Raw genomic sequence first — 19,567 nt, 5'->3', positions numbered from 1 at the left:
AAAGAGCCGATGTGTTCCGATCCGTCGCTCCACCCGATAGTCGCGCGGAATTTTTGGCTGGTATTCCACGTAACGCTTGACCGCCCTGTCGCATGGCAGGGTGCTCAGATTGACTTCCGCAGCGTATGCGCCAAGGCCGGCCGACAACATGGCCGCCGCTGAAAGAAGGATCAGGCTGGGCCTCATGTCTCGACGCCGCTCAAGCCGAAGCTATCCTTGCGACAGATGCTGTTAGGACAACGGACTATGATGCAAAAGTTGACGTTAGCCATTTTGTGATGCGCTCGCCTTCCCGAGTTTAACTCTATATGTCGCACCGCGCTTCTGCACGGAATGACTTTGCTCCCATCGCCATATCAGCGGATTCCTTTTGCTTGGTGATGCGCCGTCCCTAGGGCAAACTTCCTGCCGGGGCTGCAGGAGGTGAAATGAGAGCACGCGCAGCGACGCTGGGGGATCTCGAGGATGTCTTCCATAGCCTGTCCAAGCGGATGTCGGACGAGTACGCGGCGGCCGGCAAGGACAGCAAGATCGCCTATGACAATCTGATGATGAATTTGAAGGAAGGCCGGGCGCACGCGCTTGTCGAGGGCGAGAAAGCCGTGGCGATCATCGCCTGGCACGAGAGCAGCGAGGCCGCTGATACACTGTTTGCAGCGCAGGAGGATTTCTTCCGCGCCTCAACCATCCGCTTCTGCAAGCGGCATATCAGGCATATCCAGGCGCTCGCCGGCAACCTTCCCATCCGCTCGCGCAGCTGGCTCCAGGGGTCCGACGTCGCCAGATGGTTCGGCATCATCGGCTATGTCGAGCGCGGCCGGGAGAACGGCGCCAGTCTGTTCGTACTGCCGCCGGCTCGCCTCGGCTGAGGAACTCAGGCTGCGGCGGGTGTTCCTCCTTGCCGCTCGAGCAATTTCAGGAAAAGTGCGTAGCGGTTTTCCGTCCGGAATTGCGTGAAACAAAGAGTTAGAGCGGTGCAGCGATTCTATCAAACGCTGAACCGCTCTAATGCCGACTGTATCTCGCCCGCCCGCGCAAACTTGTTGATGCGGGTCACCGCCTTCGGCTCCAATCGCTTTAACTCGGCTGCCTTGCGAATTGCGCACTCGGCCGCTTTATGGACCGCCTCAGCAAGCGGCTTGCGTAGGGCGACGATCGGCGGGATGTTGCTGGAGGGCAACCGGGGCCAAACCGGCAGGCCGAGATAGAAATGGCTGCTGTAAAATGTCGCGAGCTTGCTTCGCCTTTCTTACCTTTGTTGCCTTGCTGACGCCGGTAGAGGCAAGCGAGCGCATGTCTCATCTGTTTGACCGCTCCAACCTGCCGATCGCCTATTTTCGCGAACCGGATCTTGTGACCGCATACACGACTGCAATGGCGCGCTTCCGTCTGTGGTTCGCAGGGCGTGCCGGCGAAACCAATCTTGCGATCCCCCTCGAACCATTGCTTTTGCGGGCGGAATTCCGTGCGCGGACATGGCGCTCGGCGGACGGCAGCTTGTTGCAAGGCTTCGCCGGCAAAGGCGGCTTCCGGTTGACTATCGGTAACTGCCTGGCGCGTATTTGCGCAGCCAGCGAATGCAGCGATGCCGGTTGGCCGGTTTACGCCTGCAGCGACGGACGCAAGCGCAAGATGTCCGTCACCGATTTTGTGACGGCAAGATTTGATGGCATCCCCTATCGTCGACTGAGCGCCTCCCCTTTACAGGAATGATGGCGCAAGGTGCTTCTTACCGAGGCAGGTGTTCAGCAAGGGCGGTATTCCTTTGCCGCACCGCGAAAGCCGCCTGTACCGCACGGTTAACCGTCACCGGCAGGGGTCGGAGGCCACAAACCGATAAAGGCAGGTGACGCGATCCGGCAACAGCTCCGAAAATCTTCAGCAAACCATCCCGGAAAGACACCGAAGGCGGTGCCGGACGCATCCGCCACAGCGCGATCGGGTTGCGCTCGGCAGGCGTTGATGGTTTGTTGCCGGTCAGCGGAGATCAAGTGATGCGAGAATCCATGGGTCAAGACGAATACGGGTCGGCGAGCCCCTTCGATCCGGACGACCTGCCGAATTTGAACGCGATCGGACCAGGGATCGGCAACAACGACTTCGAGAAATACGCGGTCGCCGTGATCATCGTGTTCGGCGCCTTGATCATCGGCGGGCTGATGGCCGCGTCGATGACTTTCGGCCATCGCAACGGCTTCCTCTTCGCTCTGGGCGGCGCCACGTCGGCCTGGATATCGGGAAACGCGCTGCTGCTCGACCGGCCACGCATCTATGCGCTCTTCGTCGGCATCGCCGCCTTGATGCTGATTGCATCGACCGTCACGCTGGTGACCTGACGGTTCCAGCCGGGGTGTCAAGCGGAGGCTGGTCCCGATGGGCGGACTCCGGCCTCGTCCGGCAAGGAACAGGCTTGCGGCCTGTCAATATCCAAGTGCTTCGCCCGATGCCGCGCGGCTGTCGATGGCGCCATTGTAGCGGGCGCCGCCGCCCTTCTCGATTTCCGCCAGGCTTTTGCCGCCGACGAGAATGCCCGCCGCTTGCCCCCAGTTCTGGTCACTGAGATCGAGGTGATAGCCCATCCCGGCCAGCAGCCTTTCGGTATCGGGCGAAAGTCCGAACGGCTCGATGTAGACCGTGTCGGGCAGCCATTGGTGATGGATGCGCGGCGCGTCGATAGCCTCCTGGATGTTCATGCCGTGGTCGATGACGTTGACGATCGCTTCCAGCGTGATGGTGATGATGCGCGAGCCGCCCGGGCTGCCGATGACCATGAACGGTTTGCCGTCCTTGGACACGACGGTAGGGCTCATCGAGGACAGCGGCGTCTTCTTCGGCTGGATGGCATTGGCTTCGCCCTGGACCAGGCCGTAGAGGTTGGGCACGCCGGGTTTCTGGGTGAAATCGTCCATCTCGTTGTTGAGCAGGATGCCGGTACCGTCGGCGACGACACCAGCGCCGAACGAGCCGTTCAGCGTGTAGGTGACCGCGACCGCGTTGCCGTCCTTGTCGATGATCGAATAGTGCGTGGTCTCCTTCGATTCGCCAAAGCCCTTCGGCATCAGGTCTTGCGACACGCCGGCACGGAACGGATCGATCTTGTCGCGGATTCCCTTGGCATAGGCTTTGTCCAGCAGCTTGGAGACCGGGTTGTCGACGAAATCGGGATCGCCGAGCGCAGAATTGCGGTCGACATAGGCGTGACGCATCGCCTCGACCATGACATGCACGGTCTCGGCCGAGCCCGCGCCGAGATAAGAGAGCGGATAGCCTTCCAGCACGTTGAGGATTTCGCAGATGATGATGCCGCCCGAGCTCGGCGGCGGCGAAGAGATGATCTCGTAGCCGCGGTAATTGCAGGTCACCGGCTTGAGTTCGCGTACCGCGTATTGCTCGAAATCGCCCTTGGCAAGAATGCCGCCCTTGGCGCCGCTCGCCTTGACGATGGCGTCGGCTATGGCGCCTTTGTAGAAGGCATCGGCACCCTTCTCGGAAATGGCCGAGAGCGACGCGGCAAGGTCGGGCTGAATCAGTTTCTCGCCGATGCCATAGGGCTTGCCGTCCGGTTTCAGGAAGATGGCCGCCGCCGCCGGGTCCTTCGCCAACCTTTCAGCACTGCCGGCGAATGAGGCGGCATCGCCCTGATTGAGGATGAAGCCGTCCTTGGCAAAATTGATCGCCGGCGCCATCAGGTCCTGCCTGGGCAAGGTGCCGTATTTCTCGCGCGCCACCTCGAAACCGGCGACGGAACCCGGCACGCCGACCGCAAGATAGCCGTCGAGGCTGGCCCTCTTCACCGGGTTGCCGTCCTTGTCGAGATACATGGTCTTGGTCGCGGCAAGCGGCGCGCGCTCACGGAAATCGAGGAAGGTCGATTTGCCGTCCTTGAAGCGGATGGTCATGAAGCCGCCGCCGCCGATATTGCCGGCGTTGGGGTAGACGACAGCCAAGGCATAGCCGACCGCGACAGCCGCATCGACCGCGTTGCCGCCCTTCTTCAACACCTCGACGCCAACTTCCGAGGCCAAGTGCTGGGCGGTGACGACCATACCGTTCTCGCCCTTGGCCGGCGCGGGCGAGGCGGCAAAGGCCACTCCCGAGGGCGAAGAGGCTATTGCCAGGGAAAAACTGATGGCGAGCAGAGTTCGACGGGTCAAGGGCATGGCGGGTGCTCCAAGGCGGGGAACACCTAGAAGAACCTCTGAAGTCGACCGTGTCCACCGCCGGAGGTGGGCCAGCCGGATCAATTCAGATGTCAGGCGTGTTAAACAATCCCGCCGGAGCCACCGGCGACCGCCGGGCGTTCCGCCGCGACCTTGGCGCGATACCCCGCCGCCCGGTAGGCGGCGACCGGATCTATGGCGCCGCCGGTGTTCAGCCGCGCCACGGCCAGGATCGGCTGGACATCGGTGCGATAGGCGGCTTTCAGCGTCTGCGTCGCCATCAGCGCGTCATTGTCGTCCTGAAAACTTTCGAGCGCCTTGCGGTCGACCAGCAGCGCCTGCGTGTAGGCGCGCTGCACCTCGACCGCCGACAGCATGAGACTTTCGATGGGGTCAGTGACGTTGTGGCTCTGGTCGAGCATATGGGCGGGATCGAAACCCTCGGCGCCGGAAAGCTCGGCATCGACCAGTTCGTTGAAGACCAAGAACAGCCGGTAGGGGTCGATGGAGCCGGCGTCGAGGTCGTCGTCGCCGTATTTCGAATCGTTGAAGTGGAAGCCGCCGAGCTTTTTGAACTGGATCAGCCGCGACACGATCATCTCGATGTTGACGTTGGGCGCATGGTGGCCGAGATCGACGAGGCAGAACGCCTTGTCGCCGAGTTCCCTGGCAATGATATAATTGGTGCCCCAGTCCTGGACGACAGTGGAATAGAAGGCCGGCTCGTACATCTTGTGCTCGCTGAACAGCTTCCAGTCGTCAGGCAGCCCGGTATAGACCTGCCGCATGGCGTCGAGGTAACGCTCGAAGGCCCTGGCGAAATTCACCTGGCCGGGGAAATTCGAGCCGTCGCCGATCCACACCGTCAGTGCCTTGGAGCCCAGCGTCTTGCCGATCTCTATGCATTCGAGATTGTGTTCGACGGCTTGCCGCCGGGTGCCGGCATCGGCATGCGACAGCGAGCCGAACTTGTAGGAGAATTTCTGATCCTTCGCGTCCGAGAAGGTGTTGGAGTTCATCGCATCGAAACCGAGACCGAAGCGGGAGGCCGCTTGCTTGAGCCGGTTCGGATCGGCCTTGTCCCATGGAATGTGCAAGGAGACGGTCGGGGTGGCCTGCGTCAACTGCTTGATGACGGCGCAATCCTCGATCTTGTCGAAGATATCGCGCGGCTCGCCGGCGCCCGGGAAACGGGCGAAGCGCGTGCCGCCGGTGCCGACCCCCCAGGACGGGATCGCCACCGCGAACTTTTCCACCTTGTCGCGGATGGCGTCGATCGCGATGCCTCGGCGGTCGAGGCGCTCACCGAGCGAGGCGTAGTCGCGCTCGAGGTCGGCCTTGCGCGCGGCGTTGTCCTTGTCGACGACGTCGGCGGAAATGATGGATTCGGACACTGCTCTTCCTCCCAAAATGCGTTCGGTGGGCGCTGCCCCTCATCCGCCTGCCGGCACCTTCTCCCCGTATAGTGACGGGGAGAAGGGAAGCGCTCCGGCGCCGATGATCCCCCTCTCCCCGTTCTTCACGGGAAAGGGTATGGGTGAGGGCAGCGCCACCTTCGACAAGTTACCGCGTAAAGCTCTGTGCGTTGCCGGCGTCGACGTTGATGATGTTGCCTGTCGATTTGGCCGACATGTCGGAGGCCAGGAAATAGATCGCCTCGGCGATGTCTTCCGGGAAGACCGAGCGCTTCAGCATCGAGCGCGAGCGGTAGTGTTCTTCCAGGTCGTCGGTCGACATCTTGTAGGCGGCGGCGCGCTGCTCCTTCCACTCGCCAGTCCAGATTTTCGAGCCGCGCAGCACGGCGTCAGGATTGACGACATTGACCCTGATCTGGGCTTCCGCGCCTTCGAGCGCGAGACAGCGGGCGAGATGGATTTCGGCGGCCTTGGCGGTGCAATAGGCAGCGGCGTTGGGTGACGCGGCAAGGCCGTTCTTGGAAGCGACGAAGACGACGTTGCCGCCGATCTTCTGTGCCCGGAACAGCCGGAATGCCTCCCGCGCGACCAGGAAATAGCCGGTCGACAGGATGTCCATGTTCTTGTTCCACAGCGCCAGCGTCGTCTCCTCGATCGGCGCCGAGGACGCAAGGCCCGCGTTGGAAACCAGAATGTCGACGCCGCCGAATTCGACCGCCGTCTCGACGAAACCGGCGACGACCTGGTCCTCCGAGGTGACGTCGATGAGGACCGGCCGGACGAAATCCTTGCCATGGGCTTGCGCCAGTTCCTCATTGGCATTGGCGAGCGCCGCCTCGTCGATATCGGCCAGCACCACGCAGGCGCCTTCGCGCAGCAGGCGGCTGGCGGTGGCCCGGCCGATGCCGCCGGCGCCGCCGGTGACCAGCGCGATCTGGCCGGCGAGAGACTTCGGCTTCGGCATGCGCTGCAGCTTCAAATCCTCGAGCAGCCAGTATTCGATGTCGAAAGCCTCCTGCGCCGGCAGGCCGACATAGGACGAGACAGTGGACGCGCCGCGCATGACGTTGATGGCGTTGACATAGAATTCGCCAGAGATGCGCGCGGTGGCCTTGTCGCCGGCGAAAGTGAACATGCCGACGCCGGGCATCAGGTAGACCACGGCATTGGTGTCGCGGATGGCGGGCGAGTCCGGATGCTTGCAACTATCGTAATAGGCCTGATAGCCGACGCGATATTCGGCAACATCATCGGCGAGGCGCGCGACGACGGCATCGACATCGGGCTTTGCCGGATCGAACTCGATGACCAGCGGCCGGATCTTGGTGCGCAGGAAATGATCCGGGCACGAGGTTCCGAGCGCGGCCAGCGGCCGCAAATCCCTGGAATTGACGAATTCGAGCACGGCGGCGGAGTCGTCGAAATGGCCGAGCTTGTGGCCCTTTTCCGAGATCAGGCCGCGAATCCTGGGCATCAGCTTGGCGGCGATCGCACGCCGCTGGGTGGCGTCGAGCGACTTCACCACCTCGCCACCGAAGATCGCCACGCCTTCGGAGCGGCGCTCGAACCATTCGATCGCCTGGTTGATGACAGAAATCGTCGTCTCGTAGCACTCCCGAGGAGTATCGCCCCAGCTGAACAGCCCGTGGCTTTCAAGGATGACGCCCTTGGCGGTGGGATGTTCGAGGCAGAATTTCTCCAGCCACAGGCCAAGTTCGAAGCCCGGCCGCTTCCACGGCAGCCAGCCGATGGCATCGCCGAAGATCTCCTTGGTCAGCGCCCTGGAATCTTTCGCCGCGGCAATCGCGATAATGGCATCGGGATGCATGTGATCGACGAAAGGCTTCGGCACATAGGCATGCAGCGGCGTATCGATCGAGGCCGCGCGTGGATTGAGGTTGAAGGTGCAGTGGGGCAGATAGCCCACCATCTCGTCCTCATGCTCGACACCGCGATAAAGCCCCTTCAGCGCCTGCAGCTTGTCCATGTAGAGGGTAGCGAAGCCGTCAAGCTTGATCGAGGCGCTGTCGCCGCCCGAGCCCTTGACCCACAGCACTTCCACATCCTGGCCGGTGAGCGGGTCCTTCTGCCATATCTTGGAGGACGTGTTGCCGCCGCCGTAATTGGTAACGCGCTTGTCGGAGCCGAGCGTGTTCGAGCGATAGACCAGAAGCTCGGGCTCGCTCATTCCCTGGGCCTTCGCATCATCCCACAGATTGGCGAGGCGCGAGCCGGAGCGCTTGTCGAGCATAGGTAATCCTCCCTTGGAGTGCTGACGATGCACTCCTTTTTCGCCCCGGAATGTCTACGCAAGACGCCAACTTGTCAATCAGAAACGATCAATATCAATCATATTGCACTGCACAATGGAATTATATGATCGGAAATGATTGACATTGCTCGTTTTGGGTGCCTAGATGGTCCGGCAGGGAGGAACCATGCACGAAAAAGAGCGCCACAGGATCATTCTGTCCGCCGTCCAGGAAAAACCTGTGGTGACGGTGCAGGAAATGGTCGACCTGACGGAGTCCTCCGAGGCAACGATCCGGCGCGATATCGCGGCTCTCCATGTCCAGAAACGTCTGCGCCGCGTGCGCGGCGGCGCCGAGGCGATCTCGCCGCCGCAGTTCATCGGGCTGGCTGGCCGGCCGTTCTCCGTCAACGAAACGCTCAACGCCGCGCAGAAGCGGGCGATCGCTCGTGAAGCGGTCGAGCTGTGCGGGGATGGTGAGCCGATCATCATCAATGGCGGCACCACCACTTTCCAGATGGTGCATTTCCTGACCGGACGCCGCATGCCCATCTTCACCAATTCGTTCCCGATCGCCGAGCACCTGCTCAAACACTCCAAGAACACGGTGATGCTGTCGGGCGGCACGATCTACCGCGAGCAGAACATCATCCTGTCGCCCTTCGACAATGACGTGACGCGCAATTTCTACGCGCGCCGCATGTTCATGGGTGCTCAAGGGCTGGGGCCGCTCGGCCTGATGGAAGGCGATCCGCTACTCATCCAGGCGGAGCAGAAGCTGATCGACCAGGCCGACGAACTGGTGGTGCTGGTCGATTCCTCGAAGTTCCGCAAACGCTCCAGCCTGATCCTGTGCGGCCTGTCGCGCATCGCCACCGTCATCACGGACGACGGCATCGAAGACCGCGAAGCCAAGATGCTGGAGACCGCGGGAGTGGCGCTGATCGTCGCCCGCAAATCAGTAAAGGAAGAATCTTCACTGCAGGCCTGAGACACCTCACGCCCGCGGCGGCGATGGAATGCAACGCTAAGGGAGGAAATTCGATGAGCTTTTTGAAGAAGTTGATGGTGACGGCCGCGTTCTCGGCCGCCATGTTCGTGAATGCCGCCTATGCGGAGAACGTCAAGATCGCGCTGGTGGTGAAGTCGCTCGGCAACGGCTTCTTCGATGCCGCCAACAAGGGTGCGGAAGAGGCCGCCAAGGAACTCGGCGACGTCGACATCATCTACACCGGCCCGACCAAGGCGACCGCGGAGGCGCAGATCGAAGTGGTCAATTCGCTGATTGCGCAGAAGGTCAACGCCATCGCGATTTCCGCCAATGACGCCGACGCGCTGGTGCCGGTGCTGAAGAAGGCCATGGAGCGTGGCATCACCGTCATCTCCTGGGACTCGGGCGTCGCCAAGGAAGGCCGCCAGCTTCACCTCAACCCATCCGACACCGCCCTGATCGGCGAGACCATCGTCAAGCTCGCGGCCGACTATCTGCCGGAAGGCGGCGACGTCGCCATCCTGTCGGCCTCTTCGACCGCGACCAACCAGAATGCCTGGATCGAAGCGGCGAAGAAGGTGCTGCCGGAGAAGTTCCCCAAGATCAAGCTCGTCGCCACGGTCTATGGCGATGACGACTCAGCCAAGAGCACCGACGAGGCCAAGGGCCTGCTGAAGTCCTATCCGAACCTCAAGGCCATCATCGCGCCGACCACCGTCGGCGTCGTCGCCGCCGCCCAGGTCGTTACCGATGAGAACCTGATCGGCAAGGTCAACGTCACTGGCCTCGCGCTGCCGTCGGAGTTCAAGAAGTTCATCGACAATGGCGCCAGCCAGGCGGTTGCGTTGTGGAACCCAATCGACCTCGGCTATTCGGCGGTCTACCTCGCCCACGACCTGGCGGTGAAGAAGGAAGAAGCCAAGCCGGGCGCCACGCTGTCGATCGGCCGTGTCGGCAAGGTGACGCTGGACGACACCAACTCGGCCGCGATGGCTCCGCCCTTCCAGTTCGACAAGAGCAACATCGAGAAGTTCTCCAAGATCTATTGATCCTGGCGCCTTCCACGCTGATGCGGCGGGGCTTGACCCCGCCGCGTCTTCAAACGGACCTTGTTTCAGGGCTTGATACGGATATGGACACGACCGCCCAACATAGCGAGCCCAAGGAGCGGCCTCCAGCCTCAGCTCCGCGCCTGACCTTGTCTGGCATCTCCAAGAGCTTTCCCGGCGTCCGTGCCCTGCACAATGTCAGCCTTTCGCTTTATCCGGGTCAGGTGACCGCGCTGATCGGCGAGAACGGCGCGGGCAAGTCGACGCTGGTCAAGATAATGACCGGCATCTACCAGCCTGATGCAGGCACAATCAGCATCGACGGTCAGGCCGTCACCTTGCCCAGCGCGCACGCGGCCTTCGGGATTGGCGTCACCGCCATCCATCAGGAGACGGTGCTGTTCGACGATCTCAGCGTCGCCGAAAATATCTTCCTCGGCCATGCGCCGCGCTCGCGCTTCGGCACCATCGACTGGCGCACGATGCGCAAAAATGCGCGAGAAGTGCTCGACATCATGCATGCCGGTCATATCGACGCCGACGCCCGGCTCAGGGATCTCGGTATCGCCAACAAGCATCTGGTTGCCGTCGCGCGCGCCATGTCGATCGATTCTCAGATCGTCATCATGGATGAGCCGACAGCCGCCCTTTCGATGAAAGAGATCGAGGAGCTCTTCCTTCTGATCGAGTTCCTGAAGGAGCAGGGCAAGGCGATCCTGTTCATCAGCCACAAGTTCGACGAGATTTACCGCATCGCCGACCGCTACACGGTCTTCCGCGACGGCGAGATGGTCGGCGAAGGCCTGATCAAGGACGCAGGCCAGAGCCAGATCGTGCGCATGATGGTCGGCCGTTCGGTCGACCACATCTTTCCGCAGCGCAAGGCCGAAATCGGCGCCCCGGTGCTTTCCGTTTCCGGCCTGTCGCATCCGACCGAGTTCAACGACGTCGGCTTCGAACTGCACAAGGGCGAGATCCTCGGCTTCTATGGTCTGGTCGGCGCCGGACGCAGTGAAGTGATGCAGGCGATATCGGGCATCACCCGCACATCAGCCGGCACGATCATCTTGGAAGGCAAGACGATCGCGCCGAAATCGGCGGCCGAGACAATCGAGGCCGGCATTGTCTATGTGCCGGAAGAACGCGGCAAGCAGGGCGTGGTGATCGGCCTGCCGATCTTCCAGAATGTCTCGCTGCCTTCGCTCAAGCGCACTTCGAAAACCGGCCTGCTGCGCTTGGCGGAAGAGTTTTCGCTTGCCCGCTCCTACACAGAGCGGCTCGACCTGCGCGCTTCCTCGCTCAGCCAGGATGTCGGCACGCTATCGGGCGGCAACCAGCAGAAGGTGGTCATCGCCAAATGGCTGGCAACGGCGCCCAAGGTAATCATCCTGGACGAACCGACCAAGGGCATCGACATCGGCTCCAAGGCCGCCGTGCATGGTTTCATGGCCGAACTCGTCGCACAGGGCCTGTCGGTGATCATGGTGTCGTCGGAACTGCCCGAAATCCTCGGCATGTCCGACCGTGTTATCGTCATGCGCGAGGGTCTCGTCGCGGCGGTCTACGACAACAAGGGGCTGGACGCCGAGACGCTGGTAAGGACAGCAGCGGGGATCGCGGCATGACGGCATTGCTGAAATACCGCGAAATCTGGCTGCTCGCGGCGATCGTCTTGCTGATCGGGTTGATCTCGACGCGCTTTCCCGCCTTCGCCGATCCAGGCAATCTGCGCCAGGTGTTCAACGACACCTCGATCCTGATGATCCTAGCGCTCGGCCAGATGGTGGTCGTCCTGACGCGCTCCATCGACCTGTCGATGGCCTCCAATCTGTGCTTCACCGGCATGGTTGTAGCCATGCTGAACGCCGCCCATCCGGCGATCCCGATCCCGCTGCTGATCGTCATCGCGCTGGTCGTCGGTCTGGTGCTGGGCGCTATCAACGGCCTTCTGGTTTGGCGCCTGAACATCCCCTCCATCGTGGTGACGCTGGGCACGCTGACCATCTATCGCGGCGCCACGTTCGTCATCTCGGGCGGCGCCTGGGTCAATGCGGACAAGATGAGCCCGGATTTCATCGGCTTCCAGCGCGCTGCTTTCCTCGGCATTCCGGTTCTATCCTGGATCGCCATCCTGGTCATCGCGCTGTTCTTCCTGCTTATGACCCGCACGGCGCTCGGCCGCTCGATCTATGCCATCGGCGTCAATCCGACCGCATCCGTCTATACCGGCATCGATGTCGGCCGCACGAAATTCGTCGTCTTCTGCATCTCCGGTATGATCGGCGGCCTCTCCGGTTATCTCTGGATTTCGCGCTACGTCATTGCCTCGGTCGAGGTCGCCAACGGCTATGAGTTGAACATCATCGCCGCCTGCGTCATCGGCGGCATCTCGATCGCCGGCGGCATCGGCTCTGTCGGCGGCGCGGTGCTCGGCGCGCTGTTCCTCGGCATCATCTCCAATGCGTTGCCGGTCATCAACATCTCGCCCTTCTGGCAGATGGCGATTTCAGGCAGCGCCATCATCCTGGCCGTCATGCTCAACGCGCGCGGCGAACGCCAGCAGGGCCGTATCATCCTGAGGAAGGCGGAGGCGGTATGAGCGACGTTCCTGCCCCGCGCCACATTCCCGACCGGCTGGACAAGCCGTTCAGTTCGGCGATCTTTTCCTGGGAAGCGCTGCTGATCATGGTGGCGGTTGCCATCTTCACCATCAACAGCTTCGCCTCGCCCTATTTCCTCGACCCCTATTCGCTGTCGGACCTGACCTTCAATTTCACCGAGAAGGGGCTGATCGCATTTGCCATGGCGCTGCTGATCATTTCGGGCGAGATCGATCTGTCGGTGGCCGCCATCATCGCACTCGCCTCGACCATGATGGGCATGGCGGTGCAGGCCGGCGCCGGCACGCCCGTGCTTGTCCTGATCGGCATCGTCGTCGGGCTCGGCTGTGGAGCCTTCAACGGACTGCTGGTCACGCGCCTCGGTCTGCCTTCCATCGTCGTCACCATCGGCACGATGAGCCTGTTTCGCGGCATCGCCTTCATCATCCTCGGCGACCAGGCCTACAAGGGTTACCCCGAAAGCTTCGCCTTCTTCGGCCAGGGTTACGTCTGGTGGGTGGTGTCTTTCGAACTGGTGCTCTTCCTTGTAGCGGCCATCGTCTACTGGTTTGTGCTGCACCGCACGAGTTTCGGCCGCCGCGTCTTCGCGATCGGCAACAACCCGGTCGCGGCGCAATTTTCCGGCGTGCGCGTCGGCCGCATAAAATTCATCCTGTTCTGCTTGACCGGGTTGATGTCGGGCATCGCCTCGGTGCTGATCACCTCGCGGCTCGGTTCGACGCGGCCGTCGATCGCACAAGGCTACGAACTCGAGGTGATCACCATGGTGGTGCTCGGCGGCGTCAGCATCCTCGGCGGCGCCGGCAGCATCCTGGGCGTCGTGCTCGCCGCTTTCATCATGGGGCTGGTGACCTTCGGGCTTGGCCTGCTCAACGTGCCCGGCATCGTCATGTCGATCTTCATCGGCCTGCTGTTGATCGTCGTCATCGCGCTGCCGATCGTCTGGCGGCGGTTGAACGGGGGACGCCTGACCTGATGTCCGAGAAATACGCATTCAGGATGACGCTCAAACCCGACATGAAGGCTGAATACAAAAAGCGCCACGATGAAATCTGGCCGTCGCTGGTCGCGTTGCTGAAGCAGGCTGGCGTTTCCGACTACTCCATCCATCTCGACGAAGAGACCAATATCCTGTTCGGCGTGCTGTGGCGTCGCGACGGTCATGGCATGGACGATCTGCCGAAGCATCCGGTGATGCAGCGCTGGTGGGCTGAAATGGCCGACATCATGGAAACCAGGCCTGACAACGAACCGGTGGCGGTGCCCCTGGAAACAATGTTCCATATGAAATGAGCGCGATCCGCCACGTCGCCGTCATCGATATCGGCAAGACCAATGCCAAGGTGGCGCTCGTGGATCTCGCCACATTGAGCGAGGTTGCGCTGCGCCGCATGGCCAACGCGCCCGTGCGGCGCGCGCCCTACCCGCATCACGATGTCGATGCGCTGTGGGCGTTCGTCCTCGATGGGCTCGCCGAACTCAATCGCGAACGGCTCGTCGACGCCATTTCGATCACGACCCACGGCGCGACCGGCGCGCTGGTCGATGCGTCCGGCGAACTCGTGCTGCCGGTTCTCGATTACGAATTCGACGGCCCCGATGAACTCGCTGCGGACTATGACGCGATCCGCCCGCCCTTCTCCGAGACCGGCTCGCCGCGCCTGCCGCTCGGCCTCAATCTCGGGGCGCAGTTCTTCTGGCAGCAGCAAAGCTTCCCGTCGGAGTTCGCGAACGCCGTCGCGATGCTGATGTACCCGCAATACTGGGCGCTGCGCCTGACCGGCGTCGCCGCCAACGAGGTGACGTCGCTCGGCTGCCACACCGATCTGTGGAACCCCTGGACGGGGGATTTTTCCTCGCTGGTCGACCGCCTGGGCTGGCGCGGCCTGATGGCGCCCGTGCGGCTGGCCAGGGAGCGTCTTGGCTCGATCCTGCCAGCACTTGCGGAGCGGACCGGGCTCGACCCACAAACGCCCGTCTTTTGCGGCCTGCATGATTCCAACGCCTCCCTGCTGCCGCATCTCCTGTCCGATGCGCCGCCCTTCTCGGTGATCTCGACCGGCACCTGGGTGGTGTCGATGGCGGTCGCTGGCAAGACGGTGGCGCTCGATCCGGCAAGGGATACGCTGGTCAATGTCAATGCCCTCGGCGACCCCGTGCCCTCGGCGCGGTTCATGGGCGGCCGCGAATTCGCATTGCTGACCGAAGGCTCGGCGCAGGACTGGAACGATAGCGATTTCGCCGCGGTGCTGGCGCGCAAGACATTGCTGTTGCCTTCGATCCAGCAAGGCTCGGGGCCGTTTCCGCATCACACCGCCGCATGGCGCAAGGGCGAGGCGATCCCTCCCGGCCAGCGCTTTGCCGCCATCTCCTTCTACCTGGCGCTGATGACCGCCACATGCCTCGACCTGATCGGCGGCGATGGCCCAACGACGGTCGAGGGACCCTTCGCGCGCAATCAGTTGTTCACGCGGATGCTTGCCGCGGGCACCGGCCGCGCGGTCATCGCATCGGAAGCCGCTACCGGCACCAGCATCGGAGCCGCCCTGCTGGCATCTGATCAGGCAAGCGTTCATGGCAAGGGCCAGACACAAGAACCGCCGGCAGATCCGGCCTGGGCGGACTATGCGCGTGCGTGGCGGACGGCCGTCGGGCCTGTTGGCTGATCAGAGGATCCGTTTGCCGAAGGCCGACATGACGAAGTTGACCGCGTCGCTACCGATCCTGGCCTCCAGATCGGCGGTCAGGCCCGAGACATTCATCGACAGCAGCCCGCCGGAAAGCGCGATCGCCTCCATCGCCTGATGCGTCTCGCGCACGGTGAGGCCGCCGGAACCAGCCGCCCAGCCGGCGAATTCGGTCACATCGGGCGAATAGCTGACGTGAAAACCTTGCGTGCCCGATGTGGCGATGCGGATCGCCTCGTGCATCAGGTCGCGCATGCCCATGGCGTCGATATCGGTCATGGTGAAGGCCGAGACGCGCGAATCCTTCAGCACCCGCACTTCCGCCGGGTCGGCATGGCGCAGCCCGATGATGACGACGTTTTCCGGCGACAGCTGCGGCTGCAGCGCGCCGGCCTTGTGGTCGAGGCCGAGCGAGCGCGCCAGCACTGATGCTTCCGGCAGGTCGATGCCATCCTCGTCCTCGGGCATCAGGGCGGCGATGGAATCGATCCAGATCAGGCCGAAGGAGTGCGTCGCGCGGGCCGTTGCGGTCAGCGCCTTGTGCGCGATGCGACGATCGGCGCCCGCAGCGAGGCGGATCAGGCCCGAGGGCGGCCGGTCCATGTCGGCCAGTTCGACGACGTCGAAATTCATCGCTTCCAGCCGGGCGCCGGTCGCTTCGCGCGCCAGGATGCGAGAGGCTTCCGCTTCGGCCGTGATCTGCACCATCTTGCGGCCGGAAAAGTCGGCGACGTCATGCATCGGGGCCTTTTCGACATATTCCGAGGTCATCGCCAAAAGCATCGCGCCATAGCTCATGCGAAAGGCGACGCGATCGCCAACGGCAGGCGGCGGATCGGCGTCCTGCACATCGAGCAGCAGATGGTCACTGGAGGCGCCAAGCACTCTTATCCCGTTGGCGATCGGGGTCAGCCCTTCGACCAGCACGTCCTCGCGGCCGATATTGGCGATGGCGCGCAGCCTGTCGCCTTCGTCGGGGAAAACCGGCTGGTTGCCGAACGCATCGTAGCCGGACTCCCCGATCGGCCGCGACGGCTTCAGCTTGACTTCGATGACGTCGCTGGTCAGCCGGCAGGCGTCGGGTTCGAGTTCCGCCCATGGCACATCGCGGAAGGTTTCCACGCCGCCCTGCAGGATCGCCTCGCCGACGCGCAGATTGTTGATGCCGGCCGGCAATTTGCCTGCAAGCAACAGCGGCAGCGACGAAGAGGCGCCGCCGGAGATGAAGTCCAGGCTGTTGCCGGACAGACGCTCGGTCTTATAGGCGTGGGCGACGAGTTGGCCGAGGTTTTCCTCCGTCGGCATTATGGCGCCGAAGCAACCGAGATTGGTGCCTATGCCGGCAATGCGCACGCCCCTCATGCCGAGAATCTGCTCGACGGTGAGAATAAGGTCGTTCGGCCAGATGCCTTCCCTGAGATCGCCAAGGTCGATCATCAGCATGATGTCGTGGACACGGCCCATGCGCTCGGCGATGCGCGATATCTCGCGGATGATCGTCAGCTCCGACTGCAGGCTGACGTCGACGGTGCGCACCACCTCTTCTACACGTGCCATCGGCGGGCTGCGCAAGAGCATGATCGGTGCTGATATGCCGCTGTCGCGTAGCCGGCGGATGTTTTCGAAGCGCGATTCGGCAATGCCGGCAACGCCGCCGCGCAGCATGGCGCGCGCCACTTGCGGCATGCCGCAAGTGCCCTTGGTGACGCCGAACACCTTGATGCCCGAAAGCACGCAACGGTCCACGATGGCGCGGGCGTTGCGCTCGATGCGGCCGAGGTCGATGGCGACTTGCGGTCCCGACATGTTTATCGCCTATAGACCAATCCCTCTGGATCGATCTCCGGCTTGCGCCCGGCAACGAGGTCGGCGAGGAATTTTCCCGAGCCGCAGGCCATGGTCCAGCCGACATGACCGTGGCCGGTGTCGAGGTAGAGGTTTCGGTATTTCGCCTGTCCGATGACCGGCACAGAGTTCGGCATCATTGGCCGCAAACCTGCCCACAGCTCCGCCTTCTTCTCGTCGAAGGCACCGGGGAACAGGTCCTTGCCGGTCCTGAACATGGTTGCAAAGTCGCTGGGTTTATGGGTGCGGTCGAAACCGGTGAATTCGGCGGTCGAAGCCAACCGCAATCGATTGCCAAGGCGCGAATAGGCCATCAGCTGATCCTCGTCGGCACCGCCCATGGTCGGGCCCTTGCTCTCATCCTCCAGCGGTATCGTCGCCGTATAGCCCTTCACCGGATAGATTGGCAGGTCGATGCCGTAGCGGCGGCCGAGCAGACCGCTTTCGGGACCCATCGATATGACGACGGCGTCACCGGTGACCGGCCCGGCCGAGGTCATCACCGCGCGCACCCGGTCGCCCTCTATGTCGAAGCCCTCGACCGTGGTGCCGTAGCGAAACGTCACGCCGAGCTTTTCGGCGGCGTAGGCGGCCAGATTTTCCACGAACTGCCGGGAATCGCCGGTCTGGTCGATCGGCGAATAGACGCCGCCGGCGATCTTCTCCTTCACGCCGGCAAGACCTGGTTCCAGCTCGACCAGCCGGTCGCGGCCGACGATCTCGATCGGCAGGCCATGCTCGGCCAGATAGCGATAATTCTCGGTGCCGGTGTCGAGGCTGTGCTGCGAACGGAAGAAATAGAGGATGCCCTTCTTGCGCTCGTCGTAGTGGATGCCGGTGTCGCTGGAGATGGCATTGATGCAGTCGCGCGAATAGAGCGCGAGCCGCAGCTTGACCTGGCTGTTTGCACGCAGGCGGGCCACCGTGCACTGGCGCAGGAAGCGCAGGCTCCAGGCAAGGAAATAGGGATCGAAGCGCAGCCGCACCTTGATGCCGAGATCATGATTGTAGAGCCCGCGCAGGAACGTCTTAAGTGCAGCCGGCGAGGCCCAGGCGGTGGCATCGCCCGGAGACACCAGCCCGGCATTCGACTGACTGGTACCCCGCGCCGGAGCCGGATGGCGCTCGATCACGGTGACCTCGTGACCGTCGGCGGCAAGGTAATAGGCCGCCGCCGTACCGACAACGCCGGCCCCAAGCACTGTTATCTTCATGTCATCCCCCAAAGGCTCTCGCGCACGGCGCCTCCACGCCGTGTCGCGAATGCTTCCATAGCGCGTCGCCGCAGGCCTTGCGAGCCCTTGGAAGCAGCGCGGTCTCAGCCCCGCGCGGAGTTCTTGCCGGTCAGAATGCGCTCCCAGGCCAGCGCGTCGTTGACGATCCGGTCGAGATCGTCGCGCTGCGGAATCCAGCCAAGCTCGGACCGGGCGAGATCGGAATTCGCAACCACCGCCGCGGCATCACCGGGACGCCGGTCGCCCATCCTGACCTCGAAATCATGGCCGAAGGCGCGGCGCACGCTGTCGATGACCTCGAGCACCGAATAGCCGTGGCTGTAGCCGCAATTGGCGACGAGGCTGGCGCCGCCCGCGCGCAGCCGCTGCAGGGCAAGGCGATGCGCGGCGGCCAGATCGCTGACATGGATATAGTCGCGCATGCAGGTGCCGTCGGGCGTCGGATAATCGGTACCGAACACCTGCATGAAAGGACGCTTGCCGAGCGCGGTTTCGCAAGCGACCTTGATCAAGTGGGTGGCCCCCGGCGTCGACTGCCCGGTGCGGCCCTTCGGGTCGGCGCCCGCGACGTTGAAATAGCGCAGCGCCGTATAGCGCAGGCCGTGCGCGATCGCAGCATCGCGCAGCATCCACTCGCTCATCAGCTTGGAGAGGCCATAGGGCGATTCCGGCGCAAGGCGGGCATCCTCGCGCACCGGCTCCAGCCCGGCGCCCCCATAGACGGCGGCTGTCGAGGAGAAGATGAAATTCGGCACGCCTTCGCGCACTGCGGTCTCGATCAGCGTGCGCGTCTTGCAGGTGTTGTTCTCATAATAGCCGAGGGGATCGGCGACAGATTCCGGAACGACGATGGAACCGGCGAAATGGATGATCGCGTCGACCTTGTTCTCCCTGATTACCGAGCCCACCAATTCCTTGTCGGCGACATCGCCAACGACCAGTTTTGCCTCGGGCGCCACCGCCCATTCGAAACCGGTGGAAAGCCGGTCGAGAACGACCACGCTCTCGCCCGCATCCAGCAATTCCCAGACCATGTGGCTGCCGATATAGCCGGCGCCGCCTGTCACCAAAACCGTCATCCCAAATCCTCGCTTACCCAAGATTTATCGGAAACTGTCTCAACGACCGCCTTACTGGAAAGCCTGGCGGATGGCCATTAGAACTCTTGGTAACCTTTGTTCACTTGATGTGGCATCGTGCTGAAACAAAAGTGATCCACTGAGCGTGCCGTGAAGTGGGAATAGGCCACGATCCGCCATCGTTAGGAACAGCTGCGGGGCGTGGCATTTTGACCAAAATGGCCCGGTGGACGA

Annotated in this window: 16 protein-coding genes; 10 read left to right on the top strand and 6 right to left on the bottom strand. The window is 62.8% G+C overall.

Features of this window, described 5'->3' with window-relative positions; genetic code table 11:
• Positions 1-428: 428 nt before the first annotated feature.
• From LB556_RS14060 to LB556_RS14050, 3 genes are all read left to right on the top strand, one after another.
• Complete coding sequence (locus LB556_RS14060; protein ID WP_224567953.1) at positions 429-869, top strand: hypothetical protein; 441 nt, start codon at positions 429-431, stop codon at positions 867-869.
• A 424-nt stretch (positions 870-1,293) separates the two neighbouring features.
• Positions 1,294-1,713: a hypothetical protein gene (locus LB556_RS14055; protein ID WP_224567946.1), complete on the top strand. Its 420-nt coding sequence runs from the start codon at positions 1,294-1,296 to the stop codon at positions 1,711-1,713.
• A 281-nt stretch (positions 1,714-1,994) separates the two neighbouring features.
• Complete coding sequence (locus tag LB556_RS14050; protein WP_084636831.1) at positions 1,995-2,336, top strand: hypothetical protein; 342 nt, start codon at positions 1,995-1,997, stop codon at positions 2,334-2,336.
• An 84-nt stretch (positions 2,337-2,420) separates the two neighbouring features.
• Here LB556_RS14050 and ggt read toward each other — a convergent pair whose 3' ends face one another.
• From ggt to LB556_RS14035, 3 genes are all read right to left on the bottom strand, one after another.
• Complete coding sequence (gene ggt / locus LB556_RS14045; protein WP_224567944.1) at positions 2,421-4,160, bottom strand: gamma-glutamyltransferase; 1,740 nt, start codon at positions 4,158-4,160, stop codon at positions 2,421-2,423.
• A 101-nt stretch (positions 4,161-4,261) separates the two neighbouring features.
• Positions 4,262-5,554: an L-rhamnose catabolism isomerase gene (gene rhaI, locus LB556_RS14040; RefSeq protein ID WP_224567943.1), complete on the bottom strand. Its 1,293-nt coding sequence runs from the start codon at positions 5,552-5,554 to the stop codon at positions 4,262-4,264.
• Positions 5,555-5,723: 169 nt separating this feature from the next.
• Positions 5,724-7,826, bottom strand: a complete 2,103-nt coding sequence (locus LB556_RS14035) for a bifunctional rhamnulose-1-phosphate aldolase/short-chain dehydrogenase (protein ID WP_224567941.1) — start codon at positions 7,824-7,826, stop codon at positions 5,724-5,726.
• A gap of 187 nt (positions 7,827-8,013) precedes the next feature.
• Between LB556_RS14035 and LB556_RS14030 the strand changes: the two genes are divergently transcribed.
• The 7 genes from LB556_RS14030 (at position 8,014) to LB556_RS14000 (ending at position 15,153) form a co-directional block, all read left to right on the top strand.
• Complete coding sequence (locus LB556_RS14030) at positions 8,014-8,817, top strand: DeoR/GlpR family DNA-binding transcription regulator (protein ID WP_224567939.1); 804 nt, start codon at positions 8,014-8,016, stop codon at positions 8,815-8,817.
• Positions 8,818-8,870: 53 nt separating this feature from the next.
• Complete coding sequence (gene rhaS / locus LB556_RS14025) at positions 8,871-9,866, top strand: rhamnose ABC transporter substrate-binding protein (RefSeq protein WP_224567936.1); 996 nt, start codon at positions 8,871-8,873, stop codon at positions 9,864-9,866.
• A gap of 83 nt (positions 9,867-9,949) precedes the next feature.
• Complete coding sequence (locus LB556_RS14020; RefSeq protein WP_224567934.1) at positions 9,950-11,491, top strand: sugar ABC transporter ATP-binding protein; 1,542 nt, start codon at positions 9,950-9,952, stop codon at positions 11,489-11,491.
• Positions 11,488-12,465: an ABC transporter permease gene (locus LB556_RS14015; protein ID WP_224567932.1), complete on the top strand. Its 978-nt coding sequence runs from the start codon at positions 11,488-11,490 to the stop codon at positions 12,463-12,465. Before LB556_RS14020 ends, LB556_RS14015 begins: the two co-directional genes overlap by 4 nt.
• The gene (locus tag LB556_RS14010) at positions 12,462-13,463 is read left to right on the top strand and encodes an ABC transporter permease (RefSeq protein ID WP_224567930.1); all 1,002 of its coding nucleotides are present in this window, start codon (positions 12,462-12,464) and stop codon (positions 13,461-13,463) included. The genes LB556_RS14015 and LB556_RS14010 overlap by 4 nt, the downstream gene beginning before the upstream one ends.
• Positions 13,463-13,780 carry an L-rhamnose mutarotase gene (gene rhaM, locus LB556_RS14005; protein WP_224567929.1) on the top strand — a complete coding sequence of 106 codons (318 nt, stop codon included), beginning with the start codon at positions 13,463-13,465 and terminating at the stop codon, positions 13,778-13,780. Before LB556_RS14010 ends, rhaM begins: the two co-directional genes overlap by 1 nt.
• Complete coding sequence (locus LB556_RS14000; protein ID WP_224567927.1) at positions 13,777-15,153, top strand: FGGY-family carbohydrate kinase; 1,377 nt, start codon at positions 13,777-13,779, stop codon at positions 15,151-15,153. The genes rhaM and LB556_RS14000 overlap by 4 nt, the downstream gene beginning before the upstream one ends.
• On the opposite strand, the gene LB556_RS13995 is transcribed toward LB556_RS14000, so the two are convergent.
• From LB556_RS13995 to galE, 3 genes are all read right to left on the bottom strand, one after another.
• Positions 15,154-16,980: an alanine racemase gene (locus LB556_RS13995; RefSeq protein WP_224567925.1), complete on the bottom strand. Its 1,827-nt coding sequence runs from the start codon at positions 16,978-16,980 to the stop codon at positions 15,154-15,156.
• A gap of 2 nt (positions 16,981-16,982) precedes the next feature.
• Positions 16,983-18,233 (bottom strand): D-amino acid dehydrogenase, encoded by a 1,251-nt coding sequence (locus tag LB556_RS13990; protein ID WP_224567922.1) that lies wholly within the window; start codon positions 18,231-18,233, stop codon positions 16,983-16,985.
• Between the two features lie 104 nt (positions 18,234-18,337).
• On the bottom strand, positions 18,338-19,333 hold the full coding sequence (gene galE / locus LB556_RS13985) for a UDP-glucose 4-epimerase GalE (protein WP_224567920.1): 996 nt from the start codon (positions 19,331-19,333) through the stop codon (positions 18,338-18,340).
• Between the last annotated feature and the right edge of the window lie 234 nt (positions 19,334-19,567).

This window comes from Mesorhizobium sp. ES1-4 (assembly GCF_020164745.1).
Taxonomy (GTDB): Bacteria; Pseudomonadota; Alphaproteobacteria; order Rhizobiales; family Rhizobiaceae; genus Mesorhizobium.
Note: the sequence above shows the minus strand (reverse complement) of the source record. Positions and strands in the feature narration are given on the sequence as shown.

What these genes read in the sequence shown, in the direction of transcription:
- LB556_RS14060 (WP_224567953.1), top strand. Translation starts at nt 429, where the DNA reads ATGAGAGCACGCGCAGCGACGCTGGGGGATCTCGAGGATGTCTTCCAT.
- LB556_RS14055 (WP_224567946.1), top strand. Translation starts at nt 1,294, where the DNA reads ATGTCTCATCTGTTTGACCGCTCCAACCTGCCGATCGCCTATTTTCGC.
- LB556_RS14050 (WP_084636831.1), top strand. Translation starts at nt 1,995, where the DNA reads ATGCGAGAATCCATGGGTCAAGACGAATACGGGTCGGCGAGCCCCTTC.
- ggt (WP_224567944.1), bottom strand. Translation starts at nt 4,160, where the DNA reads ATGCCCTTGACCCGTCGAACTCTGCTCGCCATCAGTTTTTCCCTGGCA.
- LB556_RS14035 (WP_224567941.1), bottom strand. Translation starts at nt 7,826, where the DNA reads ATGCTCGACAAGCGCTCCGGCTCGCGCCTCGCCAATCTGTGGGATGAT.
- LB556_RS14030 (WP_224567939.1), top strand. Translation starts at nt 8,014, where the DNA reads ATGCACGAAAAAGAGCGCCACAGGATCATTCTGTCCGCCGTCCAGGAA.
- rhaS (WP_224567936.1), top strand. Translation starts at nt 8,871, where the DNA reads ATGAGCTTTTTGAAGAAGTTGATGGTGACGGCCGCGTTCTCGGCCGCC.
- LB556_RS14020 (WP_224567934.1), top strand. Translation starts at nt 9,950, where the DNA reads ATGGACACGACCGCCCAACATAGCGAGCCCAAGGAGCGGCCTCCAGCC.
- LB556_RS14015 (WP_224567932.1), top strand. Translation starts at nt 11,488, where the DNA reads ATGACGGCATTGCTGAAATACCGCGAAATCTGGCTGCTCGCGGCGATC.
- LB556_RS14010 (WP_224567930.1), top strand. Translation starts at nt 12,462, where the DNA reads ATGAGCGACGTTCCTGCCCCGCGCCACATTCCCGACCGGCTGGACAAG.
- rhaM (WP_224567929.1), top strand. Translation starts at nt 13,463, where the DNA reads ATGTCCGAGAAATACGCATTCAGGATGACGCTCAAACCCGACATGAAG.
- LB556_RS14000 (WP_224567927.1), top strand. Translation starts at nt 13,777, where the DNA reads ATGAGCGCGATCCGCCACGTCGCCGTCATCGATATCGGCAAGACCAAT.
- LB556_RS13995 (WP_224567925.1), bottom strand. Translation starts at nt 16,980, where the DNA reads ATGTCGGGACCGCAAGTCGCCATCGACCTCGGCCGCATCGAGCGCAAC.
- LB556_RS13990 (WP_224567922.1), bottom strand. Translation starts at nt 18,233, where the DNA reads ATGAAGATAACAGTGCTTGGGGCCGGCGTTGTCGGTACGGCGGCGGCC.
- galE (WP_224567920.1), bottom strand. Translation starts at nt 19,333, where the DNA reads ATGACGGTTTTGGTGACAGGCGGCGCCGGCTATATCGGCAGCCACATG.